We start from the raw sequence: 18,584 nt of genomic DNA on the forward strand, positions 1-18,584 counted from the left end.
TTATACATACCAAGTTCACCCTTCCTGTCCAGACGGTTTCATCTTCTTAGTATGTTTCTTAATGTTGTTCATTTCTGTGGCCAAAATTACAAGTTATCTTCAATTATACAAATAAATTTTTAGGAAAATACAAATTGTTCCTGCCTTTTAATAATGCCACCGCCTATAACTGTATCTCCTTCATAGAAAACGGCACTCTGGCCGGGTGCAATTCCGGAGGCGGCTGCGAGCAGTTCGACCCGGATCTGGCCGTCTTCTTTGTATAAATGCCCCATGGTACCTTTGTCTTTGTAGCGGATCTTGACCAAAACTTCCATGCCGTCCTCTATCTGATCGTATTTTTGCCAATTGAGCTGGCCGACCCTGAGTTCAGATTTATCCAGGTCTTCCAGATCTCCTAATACGACGGTATTGGTATTGGGGTCAATATGCGTGACATACACAGGATGGCCCATCGCTATGAGCCCTTTACGCTGTCCGATGGTATAAAAGGGATAGCCGTTATGTTGTCCCAGCTTTTTGCCGGTCTTATCAACGAACCAACCGCCCTGGACGCGCTCTTCCAGCCCATCAACCCTGCGTTTTAAGAACCCCCGGTAGTCGTTATCCGGCACGAAGCAGATTTCGTAGCTTTCGCTCTTTTTGGCCAGTTCCGGATAGCCGTAATCGGCCGCTAACTGGCGAATCTCCGTTTTATGGTAACTGCCAAGAGGCAATAAGGTTCGGCTAAGTAAATCCTGCTCCAAACCCCAAAGTACATAACTCTGATCTTTGGTACTGTCCAGTCCTTTGCTTAAATAATACCTGCCATCCTCGCCCTGGTGAATATTGGCATAATGCCCGGTTGCGATATAATCGCAACCTAGTGCATTGGCTCTTTTTAATAAGGCCCGCCATTTAATATGGGTATTGCACATAACGCAAGGATTAGGCGTGCGCCCTGCAATATATTCTTCGACAAAATTCTCGATGACAAAATCGCCGAACTCATCGCGTATATCCAGAATAAAATGTGGGAATCCATGTTGCACGGCTGCCTGTCTAGCATCATTAAAGCTGTCTATATTACAACAACCAGTTTCTTTAGAACTACTGCCACTACTGGCATAATCCCATGTTTTCATGGTAATCCCGATGACTTCATAACCCTGTTTATGGAGCATCAGTGCAACGACGGTACTGTCGATTCCACCACTCATAGCTACCAAAACTTTTCCCTTGCTCACGATCTAAAATTTTGGCAAAGGTAAGATTATTGGCACAATTAAGACTTTAGTGCGGGTCACGGCGCTGTCATAAATCTGATTTATGATATTTTTTGGATATGTGGCCTCTTTTATTTCCACAGAAGAGATATCTTTGCCTCATGGTAATTTGTTGACAGATAATGATTTGTGATTTCATTATTTTTGCATTTTTCCTGATTTTGCTGCTTTTGGCACGAAATTTTAGCTTAGAATAGAAACATTTGATCATAAAGGGGACTGGGTATTAATATTCCAAACAAACTAAATCGTAAAACATGAAAAAATTACTCATTTTAACCATCGCGGGCCTATTTGGCGCACTGACTGTCACCAATGCACAGATTCAGAAAGGCAATCTAATGCTGGGAACCGACCTAGGTAGCGGCGTTGCCAATGCGGGAAATGGAAGCTTATTTGGGCTGAATTTCGGATTAAATAGTGGAGCTGGCTATAATGTGGGCATTAGTCCCAAAGTCGGTTATTTTGTAAAAGATAACCTGATGGTCGGTGGTGTCGTAAATCTGGGCTTTGATAAAAATGGTAAAGGGGATAATGCCATTAAGACGACGACCTATGGTATTCAGGCACTTGGTCGCTATTATGTATCTCCTGGCGAGAAAGGCATCAACAATTTACTTAAACATGGTCGCTTCTTCGCTGAGGCCAATGCTGGGTTTGCAGGTAGCAATACAAAACCAGGGGTAACCACCAATGGGTTTGCCTTTGGATTTGGACCTGGTTATTCTTATTTCCTGACCCCAAATGTTGCCTTAGAAGGGCTGGTAAAATATAATGCCATCGTGGGTGGCGGGAATACGAACTATCTCCACTCACTGGGCGTAAATTTTGGTGTACAGGTATTTTTGCCTAGCTCCAGAGTTCGTTCCATGGTAAATGACCCATCTCAGCTCTAAATTCAAGCGTATAAAGATCCAGGATCTGCCTTTTTATGGCCGGATTTTAGATTAAGCTAACTATAAACCAAAATCAATCAGGACCAAGTCAGGGCACCTTGCCATGTCTGGTCCTGATTTTTTTTGCAGCTGGTTAATGCTGGCATGATAGTGGGATTTACCAATTTTTACAATAGAACGAATGTTTTTTAGCAAAAAAATGTATATTGCTGCAAACATATTTGCCACGAAATTTTAATTGACATTTTATGATTAAATTGCAAGTGATTGGAAATTTGGGCCGCGATTGCACGGTTAACAATGTGAACGGCCGAACAGTTATAAATTTTAGTGTCGCCCATACCGAAAGATACCGCGATAGTACGACTGGTGAACTCAAGCCTAAAACGATCTGGGTGGAATGTGCTTACTGGACGGAAAAGACCGCTATTGCACCCTATCTTAAAAAAGGAACCCAGGTATATGCGGAAGGTACACCCGATACGCGTTCCTATACGACCCAAAGTGGGGAAAACAAAATCTCACTTACTTTAAGGATCCATAATGTTCAATTGCTGGGCTCCAGACCAAGTGATGGCTATAACCAGGACGCAGGAGCTGGTGCAGGTTCAGAAAGCACTCATAGCTCAGGGGTGGTTATTCCCAACCTGATAATGGCGGTAACGATGCTGGTGCTGGTTCAGGTCCTGGCAATTCCGGTGGCGCTGACGGCGGTGGTGCTGATGATCTGCCCTTCTAAGCACATTTGACATTTGGGTACAAAGTATAAATCAGGCTGATTTTTAGCATTCAGCCATGGCAGCTACTTATTTACGCAGTACCGTAATTATACGCTCAGTTACCCTCATTTGAGGGCTATTTACCAAGAAGTGTTCGTCGCTTGGTCGATATTGCATAAAATAGTACAAAACAGCACAAAAAAAGAACCTGTCTGGTTTTTATCCCTTAAATGGTTTTTGCGGGGATACCGGACAGGTTTTTTGTTGTATTGTCAAGCCGTAGGATGAATATTTATCGCATGCTGAGCAGAAGCAAGTAAAGCTTATGCCTCTTGCTTGTTTGTCCTATTTTGATGCCTCAAATTTTTCTACCAGGGCATTAATCTCTTCAACGCTTACATTTTTTTTCTGGTTGTCCAGATTGATTACTTCCAGCAGTCCCAGGCCGCCAGGTGTTTTGTGGTATGTATTGACTAGGTCTAACTGATCGCTTTTGTCTAATGCTCCGGTTGCTGTATCCCAGCTTTCCATGGTTGACAGACAACCGTCCGTAGGAGCATTGGGATAAAAGGACCAGCCCTCAAAGAAGCTACCATCCAAGGTAGAACCGTGAATAACAATATAGCGTCTGCCTGCAGCACCCGCCCAGAAACTTTGTTGCATGGGAGGATAGGACTGCCAGGAGGGGGGAAGTAAAATCTTATAATTGTCCAGTTTTGTGCCAGTACTGTCATAGGGAAGTCCCCTGAAAAATACAGAGTCCGATTGGAAAGGTATAATTGATTGTAATGTAGGAGTAGGACCAATCAACTTATCAATGGATACCCTGGAACCGGCGATCCGGTAAAGGCCCTGTGGGGTGTTGCCGTTTGTAATAAAAGAAGGCAGTCCGCTGCCAGATCTTGCCAACTGCCGGAATATTTTCAATTTGCCGTTTTGATCCCTGGCAAAATGTCCATCTTCGTATTGTACGATGCATAGTCCACTGTAATTACGATCCCAGCGCTGAAAACTATAAATGGTTTTTTGTTTCCAAAGCTGCTGGTACCTGAATAACTCTATTACGGAAGGCGTGGGTGTTATTTGATCTGCAAGGTGTCTGAGCAGGTAACTGCTCAGTTGCCTAAGCAGTACATTTTGGCTGCTACCCGCAAACTGCTTTTCCATTTGCCGCATCAGCCTGTTTCTATTGGTAATGGAAGTATCAATCCGGTAATCATATAACGCTGCAATGGCAAATAATTTTGGATCCCTTTCATAAGGGAGAATCTCCTTTATTTTATCCTTAAAGGTCACGGGATAGATACCATAAACTGCTGTCAAAAGAGCAAACCTGGCAGATGGATCCAGCCGAAAATATTGCTCAAACATCTTCTCAAATCCACGCTGCGTGTACTGATTTTTGATCAAAAACTGGGTGGCTGATAAACAGGCATTTTCGAACTTATAATCTGTATACTGATTAAGTGGCCCAGAAAAAGTCTCCTTAATGGTTTTTTCCATTAAATACTTTTTAAAGCTGGCCCTACGGGCAGCCAGCACAAAATCACTATGGATCTCTTCTTTGTTATAATGAATCGCTTTAGGTATATAAATCTGTGGTGATCCGGAAGTTTTTAGGGCCGTGCTCGCTGTATCAGAGGTTAGATCTGTGCTGTCTGCTACGGACAAAATCGTCTTATTGATACGATCGTTCAACTGTGCATGGCTGGATAATGGAAAGGTGAAGGCGATAAGAGTAGCCAAAAGTAATGTTCCAGCTTTTTTATATGCATGACGGGCTAGGCCTTTGCCTTTAAAGACGGGTAATCTAAAATAAGATATTTGTTTGTGTTGAGACTGCGCCATTATTAATTGTACTACTGTTTGCGTTAACTGTTTGCGGATATTTACCACTTGTGGGGTATTTTTACCCGTTTTAGGATTTGACGTTGCCGCCCGGCTTTTTGTACCAGGCAAAAAAACGGTTTTGACCGGTTAAATCAAAAATGCAGCCACAAAAGTACACATTTTACAGTCGCTTGTCACGGTTGATCAAAGCACCAAAAATAATCCCTGAAATTTAAAGCGGCCTTATAAAGCCGCCAGCTTGCCCTATCTTTGTTGCTCAATTTATTATATATGCAAAGTTCTTATAGTTATCAGGCTTTATATAGATTTACCCTGGATGTATTTAAGAAAATAGGTTGTAATGACCCGCATGCCCAGATTGCGGCTAAAGTTTTATTGAGTGCAGATATGCGGGGGGTGGACAGTCATGGTATTGCCAGACTGACAGGTTATGTCCGTCTTTGGGAGGCGGGTCGGGTCAATCCAAACCCCGACATTCAAATTGTTCACCAGACGCCTTCCACGGCAGTTGTAGATGGTGACAAAGGATTGGGTTTGGTGGTTGCCCATAAGGCCATGCAAATAGCTATGGATAAAGCAGAAAAGGTCGGCACTGGCTGGGTTAGCGTTAAAAACAGCAACCATTTTGGTATTGCCGGTATTCATGCTATGATGGCCCTGGAAAAAGATATGATTGGCATGGCCATGACCAATGCCAGCGCACTGGTCGCACCGACCTTTTCGTCAGAAAGAATGCTGGGAACCAATCCGATTGCCGTAGCGATCCCCGCGGGCAATCAACCGCCCTTTGTAGCGGATCTGGCCACCACTACTGTGGCCAATGGTAAACTGGAGGTGGCCTCTCGTAAAAATGAATCCATTCCCAAAGGTTGGGCACAGGATAATCAGGGGCTTCCCAGTGAAGATCCCGCATGCGTTAAACAGGGTGGTGCGCTGCTGCCACTCGGGGGCGACAGAACGCATGGCAGCCATAAAGGTTACGCATTAAGTAGCGTGGTGGATATCTTCTCGGCTGTGTTGAGCGGCGCCTCTTACGGGCCTTGGGCGCCACCTTTTCCGGCCTATATTCCCATGCCGGAAAATATGCCAGGCGAGGGCCTGGGACATTTTCTGGGCGCCATGCGGGTAGATGCTTTTCGCAGCAAAGAAAGCTTTTTTGAAAACATGGATAATTGGATTAACCGTTTTAAAAATGCAACGCCGGCAGCGGGGCATGAGCGGGTACTAATTCCAGGCATGCCGGAAGCGGAAAAAGAGGCCTACCACAAGCGCCATGGGATTCCTTTGCTAGATGCGGTGATAGGTGATCTGCAACAATTGGCGGAAAAACTAGGGGTGCAACCTCTGGATTAAGCCATTTAAAATTAATAACACTGAATAATATACAAATTAAAGCAGCTGCAATGGCATAGTGTTTGTTTTGTATATGTTTAATTAAAAAACCTGAAAATCAAACTGTTCTACCATGAAAATGAAAAAATTTTTACTAATGGGCATAGGTGCCCTTATGGCTGTAGCCAGCCAGGCACAAAATGCGGATTATTCTTTGCCGCGCGTTACTCCTTTTTCCGGGGTCAATGATTACCGGACCTGGTCCATTGGTGCCTGGGGTGGGGTATCCACGGCTGTCACGCCTTTTGGCAATAATGATTTTAAACGCCTGGGATTTGATCAAATGAGTGCTTTATATGGCATTAGTCTTAAAAAGCAGATCTATCATGGTTTTGGTCTCCAGGCAGATGTATTACGCGGTCAGGTAAAAGGCCATGTCAAGACCAGCCAAGGCAGTTGGATGTATGCCTTACCTGCTGATGGGTTCTCTATCACAGATCATTTTAAAACCAATATCGATCTGGCAGCCTCTTTAAGTGGGGTGTTTACACTAGGTACTATTAATTGGCTGAACCGTCAGGCGACGGTACTGCCTTATATTAGTGCGGGTGGTGGTTATATGCGCTTTCATACCCAGGTTGGCAGTGAAGGTGATTTAGATAATTATGTCAATAATGATGGGACGTTTACGGACGATAAGCCAGATCCCTCTACTGCATTTTATATACCGGTAGGCGTAGGTGCTAAATTTAATGTTGCCACCGGGATCAACCTGGATCTGAGCTATCATACAAATTTTATCAATCATCGTTATTTTGATGGGGTCTCTGGCAGTGGACATAATGATAAATTCTCTGGTGTACGCGTAGGTATTGAGTTTGCCCTGGGCAGTCCAAGTAAACCGCAGCTGGCTGTCGTAAATGCGCCGGCTCAGTTAGCCATGGATCTATATGAACGCAATCAGGATTTAAAACGTCAGTTAGATCAGGCAAACGAGCATAATCAGCAGGCCATTGAAGGGCTGCGTAGCCAGCTTGAAGACGCTAAAAAGGACAGTGATGCAGATGGTGTGGCTGATATTTTTGATAAATGTCCCAATACAGAAAATGGTGTAAGAGTGGATGGCGCCGGCTGTCCTTTGCCACAACCCAAACAAATCATCAAACAGGAGAAAGTCGTCGTGACCCAGCAAGATCGTAAGATTGTCGACGAAGCGATCAAAGACCTGGAATTTGATTTGGGAAAGGCCACCATTCGGGCGGCTTCTTACCCGAGTCTGGATAGGGTAGCAGAACTGTTGGTCAATAAACATTTTAGTCTTAAACTGGCAGGGCATACTGATAACACAGGAAGTAATGCGCTGAACATGCGTCTTTCCAAAGAAAGAGCAGAGGCTGTAAAAGCATATCTGGTCTCCAAAGGCGCCAATGCTTCCCGAATTGAAGCGGTGGGTTATGGCAGCAGTCAGCCCATTGCCACCAATGATACGCCGGAAGGCAGACAGCAAAACCGCCGGGTAGAGTTTACGCTTTATTAATTTATTTTTAAAAGCAAGGCGGAATTAATAAAAGCGCTCTTGTTTTATCCTTGATTTGAAAGGCAATAAGGCGGCATCAGTATGCAAAAATAATGACCTATTATTTGCCTACTGGTGCCGCACTTTTTTTGATAATTTTAAAGGATTTATCCGGCAATTTGTTCGCCGGCTCTTGCATTCAGTCTTCAATGCAAGTATTGAATCAGAGAAGTGCTTGTCAGATGCTAAAAACAATATAGAAATCCAATTATGCACCGAGCAGGATTTTTTTATAGATTTCGGCCTTTTGATCCAGGCTGAGCCGGGCATACCGGGGGGAAGGAGAAGGTAGTAACACCGTATGCGGGTAATCTGGAAAACAGTACTTAAAATGCTTTTCAACAAAACGACTGGTAAAACATACGCTAACGCAAGGATAGTGCTTTAGTATTTGGCCAATGGCCTGGTCGTTATAAGCGATGATTTTGAGATCCTGATCTGCATTGGACATTTTTAATCTTTGAACCTGAAGCAGGATGTCAACGATACCAATACCATAAGCGGATAAAACAGCGGCTTTGACCTTTTGGTTCGTTAAAGGCTGGTCAAAAACTTTTTCAAGGATTTTCCAGAGCTGATTACGTTTAGCACTGTAAAACCAATTATTGTCTGGATCCGTGGATAGGGTAGAAGTGCGTCCAGGAAAACTGCCCATTATCAGTGCTTTTAATGGCTGGGGAAGGAAAGGTGCGTGTGGATGGGTCTCGATTAACATAGCGCAAAGGTAATTTTTTTGTCCTTTGCTCAGATCTTTCCCAGGAATCTGCTTATTTTTAGCCTATGAATCCTCCCATGAATCAACCTGCGCTTTATATGTGTCTGATTGGCTGTAAGCCAGCCGGCAGACATATTGAACAACATGATATTTTTTTTGGCATTGCGGCGACTGCTACAGAACTTATCAGCCAAATGCAGGCCTTTTGGCCGGATGGTGGCAGGCTCCATCTGGACGCCTGGCGTCGGGTAAGCCGCGTTGGTGGGGTGGAAGTATTGGTTCAACAAAAGCGCGCGGAGGGATTGAATGCGCAAAAATGGAAAGAGAGCAGCAAAGAGAGTGATCGCAAGCTGTATTTTATTAATCTGGGTGGTTACCAGGAGGGCAAATTTGAGGAATACCACCATAAATTAATTACCCTACAACCAGGTAAAGCAGCTGCAATAAAGGCCGCCAAACAGGAAGGCTTTTTTATACAGGCCGCTGGCTCCCATGTGGATGATCAGTACGGTGTGGATATAGATGATCTGTATAGTGTCGAAGATATCCTGCCCGAGGCGCTGAAAGCAGAATATTATCTGATTTTCAAAGATATACCGGAGCCGCAGGCCTTGAATAATCAAGAGGATACTTGGCAGATTGGCTATACCAAATTAAGTCAGCTGGAGAAAATGTTTTGATTATCAGCTAATTAAAAACAATTGGCTGCTATTGGCAATCGCTTGGTTGTTTTCAGGTATGCTAAAGTTTTTATGCACAGTTGCAGCTTTTACCAAAAAAGCATATTATATTTGCTCGCCTCACTTAAAAAAAATATTGAAAGCAGGGGCCGTAAAAGCGGATAATTCCATTATATTGCCCCAGGCAATATCAAAGTTAACAGGATATATAATAGGATATTAATAATACATGGCAAAAGATTCAAAGAAAGAAGTACGAAGAGAATTAGACCTGAGCATCAGTACAGGTGTCCAGGGGCAATATAAAACATGGTTTTTAGATTACGCTTCCTATGTAATACTAGAGCGTGCGGTTCCTGCTGTGGAGGATGGTTTAAAACCTGTACAGCGAAGGATTCTGCATGCGATGAAAGAAATGGATGATGGCCGCTATAATAAGGTGGCCAATATTATCGGTCAATCCATGCAATATCATCCACATGGTGATATGAGTATCGGGGATGCCTTGGTCAATATGGGGCAAAAAGATTTGCTGATTGATTGCCAGGGTAACTGGGGTGATGTCAGAACAGGCGACTCTGCTGCTGCCTCCCGTTATATTGAGGCGAGACTCTCTAAACTGGCCCTGGAAATCGCATTTAACCATAAAACAACTGCCTGGCAGCTGAGTTACGATGGTCGTAAAAATGAGCCCATCACCCTGCCAATGAAATTCCCCTTACTGCTTGCGCAAGGCGCCGAAGGGATTGCCGTGGGGTTATCGACCAAAATCTTACCTCATAATTTTATTGAACTCTGTGAGGCCTCTATCAAATACCTGAAAGGCAAAAAATTTGAGTTATATCCAGATTTTCTAACCGGAGGAATGATTGATATCTCTCATTACAATAAAGGGAAAAGAGGGGGAAAGGTCAAAGTAAGGGCCATCATTGAAGAGCAGGACAAAAGAACCCTGGTTATCAAAAGCGTGCCTTATGGTGTTACGACATCTTCCCTGGTAGACAGCATTGTAAAAGCCAATGATAATGGTAAGATCAAAATCAAAAAAGTAACCGATGGTACTGCCCAGGAGGTCGCTATCTATGTTGAGTTGGCTTCCGGTATTTCTCCAGATATTACCATTGATGCCCTTTATGCATTTACAGACTGTGAGATCAGTATTTCTCCCAATGCCTGTGTTATTGTAGACAATAAACCACGCTTTATTACGGTCCATGAACTGTTGGAGACCTCTACTGAGAATACCAAATCCCTGTTAAAAAGGGAATTGGAGATCAAACTCGCAGAACTGGAAGAAAAATGGCATTACACCTCACTGGAAAAAATCTTCTTTGAGGAAAAGATATACAAAGAGCTGGAACAAAAACATAAGAGCTGGGACGTGGTGATTGATGCAATCGACAAAGCCTTTGGCCCTTATAAAAAGAAACTGAAACGTCCCATTGAAAGAGAGGATCTGCTGAAACTGACAGAAAAGCCAGTAAGACGTATTTATAGACTGGATATCAATGACTTGATTGAACAGATCAAAGCCATTGATGAGGAAATCAATCAGGTTAAATTCAATTTGGAGCATCTCAATGATTTTTCCATTGCTTATTTTGAGAACCTGATTAAAAAGTTTGGCAAGGGCAGGGAAAGAAAAACAGAGATCAAACTCTTTGATGCTATTGAAGCAAAGCATGTCGTGATTGCCAACACTAAGCTGTATATTAATGCAGCGGAAGGCTTTATCGGAACCAGTCTGAAGAAAAATGACTTTTTGTGTGAGTGTTCAGATCTGGATGATATTATCTGCTTTACCAAGGCCGGTACCATGAAAGTGGTTCGGGTAGCGGATAAGGTTTTTATTGGCAAGGATATCCTGCATGCCGCTGTATTCCAAAAAGGGGATGAAAGGACGACCTATAACATGATCTATGTAGATGGTAAATCAGCTGTTAGTTATGCCAAACGCTTTAATGTAACATCCATTACCAGGGACAAAGAATATGACCTGACAAAAGGAAGCGATAAAAGTAAAGTGCATTATTTCTCTGCCAACCCCAATGGAGAAGCAGAAGTGGTGCGCATCCTTTTAAGCCCTAACTGCAGTGCCCGGCATAAGGAACTGGATTTTGATTTTAGTACACTTGAGATTAAGGGCCGCGGCTCTAATGGAAATCAGGTCGTAAAATATCCTATTCGCTCCGTCAAACTCAAAGAGAAAGGTAAGTCGACCTTAGAAGGCAGAAAGTTATGGTTTGATGATAAATTCGGAAGGCTCAATAGTGAAGAAAAAGGAACGCTATTAGGGACCTTTGATGATGAAAATATCCTGGTCATTTATAATGACGGTAGTTATGAAATCGTAGATACGGAACTCTCGCAAAGGTTCGATGTAGATAAAGTACTGCTGATTGAAAAATTTGATCCTGAAAAGGTCATCACTGCAGTGTATCTGGATAATGACAAAAAACAGTTTAATGTAAAACGGTTTAAAATTGAAACCAATACCCTTAAATCCAAGTTTAGCTTTATAAAAGATGGTGAGGGCAATTATGTAGAGGCGGTCACCATGGATGCACAACCCGTCTTACAGGTACAGATTGGTCGGGGATCCGCTCAGAGAACGACCAAGTTCAGAATTGCCAATCTGGTAGAGGTCATGGGCTGGAAGGCCGTAGGAGCTAAGCTCATGGACTTTAGCAAATCTGTGGCAATGGAGTGGGTTAGTCCCAAAAAATCAACTGGTTCTTCAGACGATCAGCCAAGTTTGTTTTAGCTGATAGGAGTCGTCTAACAGCTATTAAATATTAAAAAGCCTGTTTCCATTACATTTGGAAACAGGCTTTTTTAATAATTTAACGGATGGGCCGGATTTATCCTTTTTGATTGGAGGCCTCTGGATTTGGCTTAACCGCTTCTTCTTTGACCGGGATCATAACAGAGGCTGCAATACTAACGCCTACGCATAATACGATCACCCCCAAAGAAATACCAATCGGGATATGTATATGGAAGAATTCAATGAGCATTTTAACCCCGATAAAGATCAGAATAAAGGCGATACCCTGTTGGAGGAAACGGAATTTATTAGCGGCACCTCTAAGTAGGAAAAACAGGCTTCTGAGCCCTAAGATGGCGAAAATATTGCTGGAATAAATTACCAGGATATCACTGCTGGAGAATTTAGCAGTGGCACTGTCCTTAACCAGGGATACAACGGTTGGAATACTATCCAGTGCAAATGCAATATCCGTTACAGCCAGCACAATCACAACCAGTGTCAGAGAGGTAAATAATTTTTTGCCGTTTTTTTTGATGGCATATTTACCCATCGGGTCCTCGTCAGTAAAAGGAAGCGTTCTTTTTACCCATTTAAAAAATTTAGAATCCATCATATTGAACTCATGGGATTCTTTCTGTGCAAACAGTTTGATACCTGTATAGAGTAAAAAGGCGCCAAAAATATACATAATCCAATGGAACCGGTCAATCAGGCCGATGCCCACTGCGATAAATAATATCCTGAAAACAATAGCCAGCAAAATACCGATCAGAAGGGCCCTGCCCATATCCGTTTCCTTTACTTTAAAAGCGGCAAATATTAAAATAAAGACAAAGATATTATCGATACTGAGACTCCATTCCATCAGATAAGCAGAAATATACTTTGTGGCGGCATTTGAGCCGTTTTCATACCAGACGAATGCCCAGAAGACTAGTGAAAGCCCGATCCAGAAAATCGTCTGAATGGTGGCTTGTTTAATGGTGATCTCTTTTCCTTTTTTGCTCATTAGTCCCAGATCCAGCAGCAATGCGATGATCAGTACAATGCCAAAGGCACCGTACACAATCTCCGTATGTGTTAGGGCAAAGGCCAGCACAGCATTTAAGGTAGACGAAATAGTGGATAAAAGTGTTGTGTTCATGTTGTAAAAATAACAGATTTTCGGTTTTGGGGATTAATTGTGCTAATATTTAAAGTGAGGTAAATGCCAGACCCTGTTTAATTTTTTTATAATCTTATATGTTGATGGTGTCACTATTTGTGGCTTTAAAAGTTTTTCAAGAATTATTATCCAAAATGAATACCAGATTTTGTGGCCTTAATTTAAGACAAACGAAGCTGGCTGACCGCATTTGTTACTAAGGCAATGGTCTGCGCTATTTCCTGCTGGGTAGTAAAGCGTCCCAGGCAAAACCGGATGCTACTGCGCGCCTGGGTCTCACTAAGCCCCATGGCCAGCAGTACATGACTGGGCTCGTTACTGGCAGTACTGCAGGCGGAACCGCTGGAAACGGCTATTTCCTGGATTAGTCTGCCTAGTAATCTTTTGCCATCCACTGCATCGAAGCGCAGATTGGCCACATGCCCGAGTCTGGGTGTCCCTTTTGGAATGTTCGACTGAACACCTTGCAATTTGCTGAGTGCTGCTTCCAATTGGTCCCTTAAGGTGGTAATCTCCGTTAAATGGGCCTGCTGCAATGGCTCACCACATAAATCCAGGGCTTCAGCCAGCGCGACAATTCCAGGAACATTTAATGTGCCACTGCGCATGGCTTTCTCATGGCCACCGCCTTGCATCTGCTCGGTAAGCCTGACTCTGGGAGATTTTCTACGAACATAGAGTGCGCCGATTCCTTTAGGGGCGTAAATTTTGTGTCCTGAGAACGCCATTAAGTCAATACAGTTTTCGTTTACCTGAATAGGCAACTTGCCTATTGCCTGGGTGGCATCTGTAAAAAAAATGACGCCTTTGTCGTGGCAAAGCTGGCCCAGTGCCTTTATCGGTTGCAGGACGCCTGTTTCATTATTAGCCGTCATGACTGTTGCCAGAATAGTCTCTTCCCGCAGCGCCTCTTTAAACTGGTCTACATCAATTAATCCGGCGCTGTTTACAGGCAAATAGGTTACTTCGGCTCCTTTGGTCTCCAGGTACCGGCAGGTATCGAGTACCGCAGGGTGTTCCGTAACAGTGGTGACAATATGGTTGCCCTTAGATCGATAGGTCTCATAGCAACCTTTGATGGCCAGGTTGCAACTCTCTGTAGCTCCTGAGGTGAAAATGATCTCAGAAGCGTCTGCTCCAAGGTGGGTTGCAATACGTTTACGGGCATTTTCCACTGCAGTATGTGCACTACGACCATAAGGATGTGCACTGGCCGCATTGCCGAACTGGGTAGAAAAAAAGGGTAAGATCTTAGATATTACCCTTTCATCCACCGGCGTGGTTGCATTATAATCCAGATAAATCATTTTGTACGAATACTTTAGCGCCGCTTTAAATTAGGCTTTTTCTACGGTAAATTCAATATCCCAATTGCTCCAGCGAATGGTAACCAGGCCTGATTTTTTCAGTGAAATCGTCAATTCTTCTACTTGCTTGGCATCCATTTTAGTCGGTACTTCTACACGTATGAAGTCATTTGACTCATCGTACTGGGTGCCCCATTGGTTCCACAGCTTATTGAAAATCAGTACAGTGGAGGTTTCGCCAGGAATGGTATAAAGGCTGTATTTACCGGCAGGCAGTTTTTTGCCGCCGACGCTCACATCTTTATCGATTTGAAAGACAGTCGCCTCATTAGCACCGGTGCGCCAGACTTTGCCAAAAGGAACGACAGTGGTAATCTCTCTACCTCTCAAAGAAGGTCTGCCGTAGACGATTTTTAGATTTACCCCGGAATTTGTTTTAACACTGACACTGTCTTTAGGACTAAGTCTTTTTTTAGGTGCCTGGGCGTTGGCTAACACACCAAGTCCGATGGCAAACAGGCAAACCAAAATGAGTTTTTTCATTTTTAATTATTTTAGGTTTTAAAATGGCATCCTGAGATCATCCATGGCCATGGTATTTTTAAAGGCCAGAATTAGTCTCATGAGGTGAAGTAACTTCGTGAAATTACATCAAAGATCTTAATGTAAGCAAATTACGTGCTTGACTTTAGATATAATTTAAAAGATGGGCAGGTAGCCTTTTGGTAAGGCGTTATTTGAGATAACGCTTGATTTCTCGCTCGGTATCCCGTTTTTTCAGGGTTTCCCGCTTGTCGTGCAGCTTTTTACCCTTGGCCACGCCAATTTCTACTTTGACCAGGTTTTTTTCATTAATGAAGACCTGTAAGGGGATAATGGTGAGTCCCTTTTCTTTAATAGCGGCCTGTAATCTTTTTAACTCCCTTTTGGTCAATAAAAGTTTTCTATCGTGAACAGGAAGGTGATTATTAGACGTACCTAATCCATATTGCCCGATAAACAGGCCTCTGAGCCAGAGTTCGCCTTTATCAAATAGACAGAAACTGTCATTGAAACTTACCTTTCCGCTGCGAATACTCTTGACTTCGGTGCCTAACAGTACAATGCCTGCAACATATTTAGTATCAATGTTGTAATGGAAATATGCCTGTCTATTTGAATGTGATGCACCCATAAAATTCAATGGTTCTAATAACGATTTTAAAGGATATTTTTATCTAAAAAATGCAGCTATCCTTAACGCTGCGGTTTATTGCTGTCGCTTTTAAAGTACGATTCTTTTAACTTTTATCAAGTAGCTGACCGTAAACCTATTGAATGCATGGGTTATTTTTTTCATTGCCGGATTCGCCTGGTTTTAACGCCCTGCAAACTTAAGCTGATAAATGATAAATCATTCAATTTAAATGGTGTCAGGCACTAATGGAACTTTTTGCAACCAGCCAGTTAAACCTTAAAATGGCGCAGCATTACACTGAGTTTATCTTTCAGTGTTTTTCTGTCCACAATAAAATCTAAAAATCCGTGATCCAGCAAAAACTCACTGCGTTGGAAGCCCTTTGGCAGGTCTTTGCGTATCGTTTCTTTAATGATACGTGGACCGGCAAAACCGATGAGTGCGCCTGGTTCGGCAATATTGATGTCTCCCAGCATGGCAAAACTAGCGGAAACACCACCAAAGGTCGGATCAGTTAATAAAGAAACATAGGGGAGTTGTGCGTCGCTTAACTCGGAGAGCTTGGCACTGGTTTTGGCCATTTGCATCAGCGAGAAGGCGCTTTCCATCATTCGGGCCCCGCCGGATTTGCTGATGACCATAAAAGGAATTTTTTTATCGATGGCATAATTAACCGCCCGGCTGAACTTTTCTCCCATAACACTACCCAGGGAGCCCCCGATAAAGGCGAAGTCCATACAGGCAATAATAATGGGCGCCCCATTCATATTGCCGGAAGCTACCCGCATGCTATCTTTTAAATCTGTTTTACTGTAGATGTCGTCCAGGCGTTTTTGATAGGATTTAAGGTCTGTAAAGCCAAGAAAATCCACACTTTTAATATTGGCAAAATGCTCTTTAAAGGCTTTGTCGTCAAATAATATTTTGAAGTAATCTTCACTGCCAATCCGGTGGTGGTAACCGCATTTCGGACAGACAAACAAGTTCTCTTCCAGTTCAGAGGAGGTACAGATATAATTACAATCCGGGCATTTACTCCATAACCCTTCGGGTACTTCTTTTTTTTCAGAGGTGGTTGTCTGGATGTTTTTGCGCAACCTTTGAAACCATCTTTGCTTGGGTTCTGCGTCTGTATTCTTATCTTCCTCTGGTATATAATTATTTTCTGATTTCAGTTCTTCTTCGCTCATATTTACTTTTAGATATATGTTTCAGACTGACAAAATTAAGGACTTTCCCTCTTTATCGGGCAAATTAAGGCTATTTGTTTTAATACAATAATGACAAACGATCGTTATTTTTGTTGAAGTGTTTAAATATGGGGCATTATTTACCCAATTTTTTAAAATCCACTGCCTGCAAGGAGGAAAACACCGTAGCTGCTTCTTCCAGTGCTGCTTTTGGAATACTGATAATCATCTTGCAGAAAAGCTGTGATTCCTGGTGTTTGACCAATGCATTAAAGGTTTTTATCCATCGCATCACTTCGCCTAGTCTGGTATAGTCAAAATCCAGCTGGCAATCGATCATGATTTGTTTTTTGACCGTTGGTACCATTTGCAGCGCTAATGCTGCAGCCGTTTTATAGGCATTGATCAGTCCCGGCACGCCCAGTAACGTGCCGCCAAAATACCGGACCACGATAATGGCTACATCCGTAAGGCCTTTACTGGTGATCTGGCCCAGTATCGGTTTGCCTGCGCTACCGGAGGGTTCGCCATCATCACTGCTTCTGAAAATCAGGTTATCTGGCCCTAGTTTATAGGCAAAACAAAAATGAACAGCTTTGCCATGTTCCTTTTTGAGCGTTGTTTGCCTGGCTTTAAACGCTTCAGGGCTGTTGATGGGGAAAGCGTAGGCTAAAAATTTACTGCCTCTGTCCTTATATTCTGCGGTCGCCTCCTGATCTATGGTATAAAATGATGTCTGGTCTGTTGTCATGAATTTCTGATAAATCCTTATTCAAAATCTGGCGCAAAATAGCTTATTTTATCCTGTCCCAGCGGAATTTCCAGCTGGAATTCTTTTTTGCCCAAAAACGGTTCTGATAGACCTGCCCCGATTTTAAGCTGGGTATTGGTGATAATCCGGCATTCATCCCACAGGTTTTGATCAATAAAGGATTGCAATAACCGCCTGCCGCCTTCAATTAAAACGCTTTGTATATGATGCTCAAAACAGTAAGCTGCTATTTGCAGGGGGACCGGTTTGACGGGGTCCAGTTGTACATAATGGATAGGGAGGCCACGGTTTGGCTGAACATCGGCGACAGCGGCACTGATGGACTGCTGTGTAGCAGGACGCAGCGGACTTTGCAGGATCTTTTCGCTTTTGATATAATTAAAGATAACAACTGGCGTAGCCGCTGAAGTAGTGTTCTCAAAAATCCTGGCCGATGGCGGGATTTCTAAATGCGGGTCAAGTGCCATTTTAATGGGAGTGGCCCCAAAATATAAGCGGTTCGTGAGCGCTGGATCGTCTTTAAGGGCAGTGTTTTTACCAACCAATATGGCGGCCGCTTCGCTGCGCCATTTATGGACTAGTTTGTCAGTAATCGCACCACTGATTTTTAACCGCTCTGTACTACCTGATTGCTGAACAGGCGCAATAAAATGATCGGCCGTGGCAGCCCATTTTAGGGTAATAAAAGGCCGTTTTTTTTGATGGAAAGTGAAAAAGCGACGGTTTAGCTGTATACAGTCCTTAGTCCAGGGCCCTTCTGTTATGACTTCTATACCCGCTTTTTGCAGTTTTTCAACGCCTTTACCGGCGACTTTAGCAAAAGGATCAATGCAGCCGATGACTACCCGGGGTATTTGATGACGGATAATCAGATCAGCGCAGGGCGGTGTTTTGCCATGATGCGCACAGGGTTCCAGAGATACATAAAGCGTCGCCTGCTGGATATAGGCCTGATCTTCAGGCCTTACGGCAGCCAGACAGTTTACCTCTGCGTGCGCCTCTCCATAATGTTTATGCCAACCTTCTGCCAGTATGCGGTTTTTATAAACTAAAACGGCACCTACCATGGGATTTGGGGCGACATAACCCACGGCTTTTTTGGCCAGTTCCAGGCAGCGCTGCATATAGTTATTGTCACTAAGGATATTGACTTGGTGGTGCATGGTGCA

16 protein-coding genes are annotated in these 18,584 nt (G+C 43.3%); 6 read left to right on the forward strand and 10 right to left on the reverse strand.

Annotated features, from left to right (window positions below):
- Positions 1-119: 119 nt before the first annotated feature.
- Positions 120-1,226 (reverse strand): tRNA 2-thiouridine(34) synthase MnmA, encoded by a 1,107-nt coding sequence (gene mnmA, locus FSB73_RS14940; RefSeq protein WP_225974051.1) that lies wholly within the window; start codon positions 1,224-1,226, stop codon positions 120-122.
- Between the two features lie 296 nt (positions 1,227-1,522).
- Between mnmA and FSB73_RS14945 the strand changes: the two genes are divergently transcribed.
- Both FSB73_RS14945 and FSB73_RS14950 read left to right on the forward strand, forming a co-directional pair.
- Positions 1,523-2,161, forward strand: coding sequence for a porin family protein (locus FSB73_RS14945; protein WP_146783861.1), 639 nt, complete (start codon positions 1,523-1,525; stop codon positions 2,159-2,161).
- A 248-nt stretch (positions 2,162-2,409) separates the two neighbouring features.
- Entirely contained in the window at positions 2,410-2,910 is a 501-nt protein-coding gene (locus tag FSB73_RS14950) for a single-stranded DNA-binding protein (protein WP_146783864.1), read from the forward strand.
- 315 nt (positions 2,911-3,225) lie between these two features.
- Here FSB73_RS14950 and FSB73_RS14955 read toward each other — a convergent pair whose 3' ends face one another.
- On the reverse strand, positions 3,226-4,839 hold the full coding sequence (locus FSB73_RS14955) for a hypothetical protein (RefSeq protein WP_146783867.1): 1,614 nt from the start codon (positions 4,837-4,839) through the stop codon (positions 3,226-3,228).
- Positions 4,840-5,001: 162 nt separating this feature from the next.
- Between FSB73_RS14955 and FSB73_RS14960 the strand changes: the two genes are divergently transcribed.
- Entirely contained in the window at positions 5,002-6,084 is a 1,083-nt protein-coding gene (locus FSB73_RS14960; protein WP_146783869.1) for an Ldh family oxidoreductase, read from the forward strand.
- A gap of 112 nt (positions 6,085-6,196) precedes the next feature.
- Positions 6,197-7,600: an OmpA family protein gene (locus tag FSB73_RS14965; RefSeq protein ID WP_146783872.1), complete on the forward strand. Its 1,404-nt coding sequence runs from the start codon at positions 6,197-6,199 to the stop codon at positions 7,598-7,600.
- Between the two features lie 247 nt (positions 7,601-7,847).
- Here FSB73_RS14965 and FSB73_RS14970 read toward each other — a convergent pair whose 3' ends face one another.
- Entirely contained in the window at positions 7,848-8,354 is a 507-nt protein-coding gene (locus FSB73_RS14970; RefSeq protein ID WP_146783875.1) for a hypothetical protein, read from the reverse strand.
- A gap of 65 nt (positions 8,355-8,419) precedes the next feature.
- Between FSB73_RS14970 and FSB73_RS14975 the strand changes: the two genes are divergently transcribed.
- Positions 8,420-9,034 carry a DUF1543 domain-containing protein gene (locus FSB73_RS14975; RefSeq protein WP_146783877.1) on the forward strand — a complete coding sequence of 205 codons (615 nt, stop codon included), beginning with the start codon at positions 8,420-8,422 and terminating at the stop codon, positions 9,032-9,034.
- 229 nt (positions 9,035-9,263) lie between these two features.
- On the forward strand, positions 9,264-11,798 hold the full coding sequence (locus tag FSB73_RS14980; protein ID WP_146783880.1) for a DNA gyrase/topoisomerase IV subunit A: 2,535 nt from the start codon (positions 9,264-9,266) through the stop codon (positions 11,796-11,798).
- Positions 11,799-11,895: 97 nt separating this feature from the next.
- On the opposite strand, the gene FSB73_RS14985 is transcribed toward FSB73_RS14980, so the two are convergent.
- From FSB73_RS14985 to ribD, 7 genes are all read right to left on the reverse strand, one after another.
- On the reverse strand, positions 11,896-12,948 hold the full coding sequence (locus FSB73_RS14985) for a TerC/Alx family metal homeostasis membrane protein (RefSeq protein WP_146783883.1): 1,053 nt from the start codon (positions 12,946-12,948) through the stop codon (positions 11,896-11,898).
- A 182-nt stretch (positions 12,949-13,130) separates the two neighbouring features.
- Entirely contained in the window at positions 13,131-14,276 is a 1,146-nt protein-coding gene (locus FSB73_RS14990) for a cysteine desulfurase family protein (RefSeq protein ID WP_146783886.1), read from the reverse strand.
- A gap of 30 nt (positions 14,277-14,306) precedes the next feature.
- Positions 14,307-14,819 (reverse strand): DUF2911 domain-containing protein, encoded by a 513-nt coding sequence (locus FSB73_RS14995; RefSeq protein ID WP_146783889.1) that lies wholly within the window; start codon positions 14,817-14,819, stop codon positions 14,307-14,309.
- 190 nt (positions 14,820-15,009) lie between these two features.
- Positions 15,010-15,450, reverse strand: a complete 441-nt coding sequence (gene smpB, locus FSB73_RS15000) for an SsrA-binding protein (protein WP_146783892.1) — start codon at positions 15,448-15,450, stop codon at positions 15,010-15,012.
- Positions 15,451-15,722: 272 nt separating this feature from the next.
- Entirely contained in the window at positions 15,723-16,643 is a 921-nt protein-coding gene (gene accD, locus FSB73_RS15005; RefSeq protein ID WP_146783895.1) for an acetyl-CoA carboxylase, carboxyltransferase subunit beta, read from the reverse strand.
- 136 nt (positions 16,644-16,779) lie between these two features.
- Entirely contained in the window at positions 16,780-17,394 is a 615-nt protein-coding gene (locus tag FSB73_RS15010) for an IMPACT family protein (protein WP_146783899.1), read from the reverse strand.
- A 17-nt stretch (positions 17,395-17,411) separates the two neighbouring features.
- Positions 17,412-18,578, reverse strand: a complete 1,167-nt coding sequence (ribD, locus tag FSB73_RS15015) for a bifunctional diaminohydroxyphosphoribosylaminopyrimidine deaminase/5-amino-6-(5-phosphoribosylamino)uracil reductase RibD (protein ID WP_146783902.1) — start codon at positions 18,576-18,578, stop codon at positions 17,412-17,414.
- Positions 18,579-18,584: the final 6 nt, after the last annotated feature.

This window comes from Arachidicoccus ginsenosidivorans, from assembly GCF_007971385.1.
Classification (GTDB): domain Bacteria; phylum Bacteroidota; class Bacteroidia; order Chitinophagales; family Chitinophagaceae; genus Arachidicoccus; species Arachidicoccus ginsenosidivorans.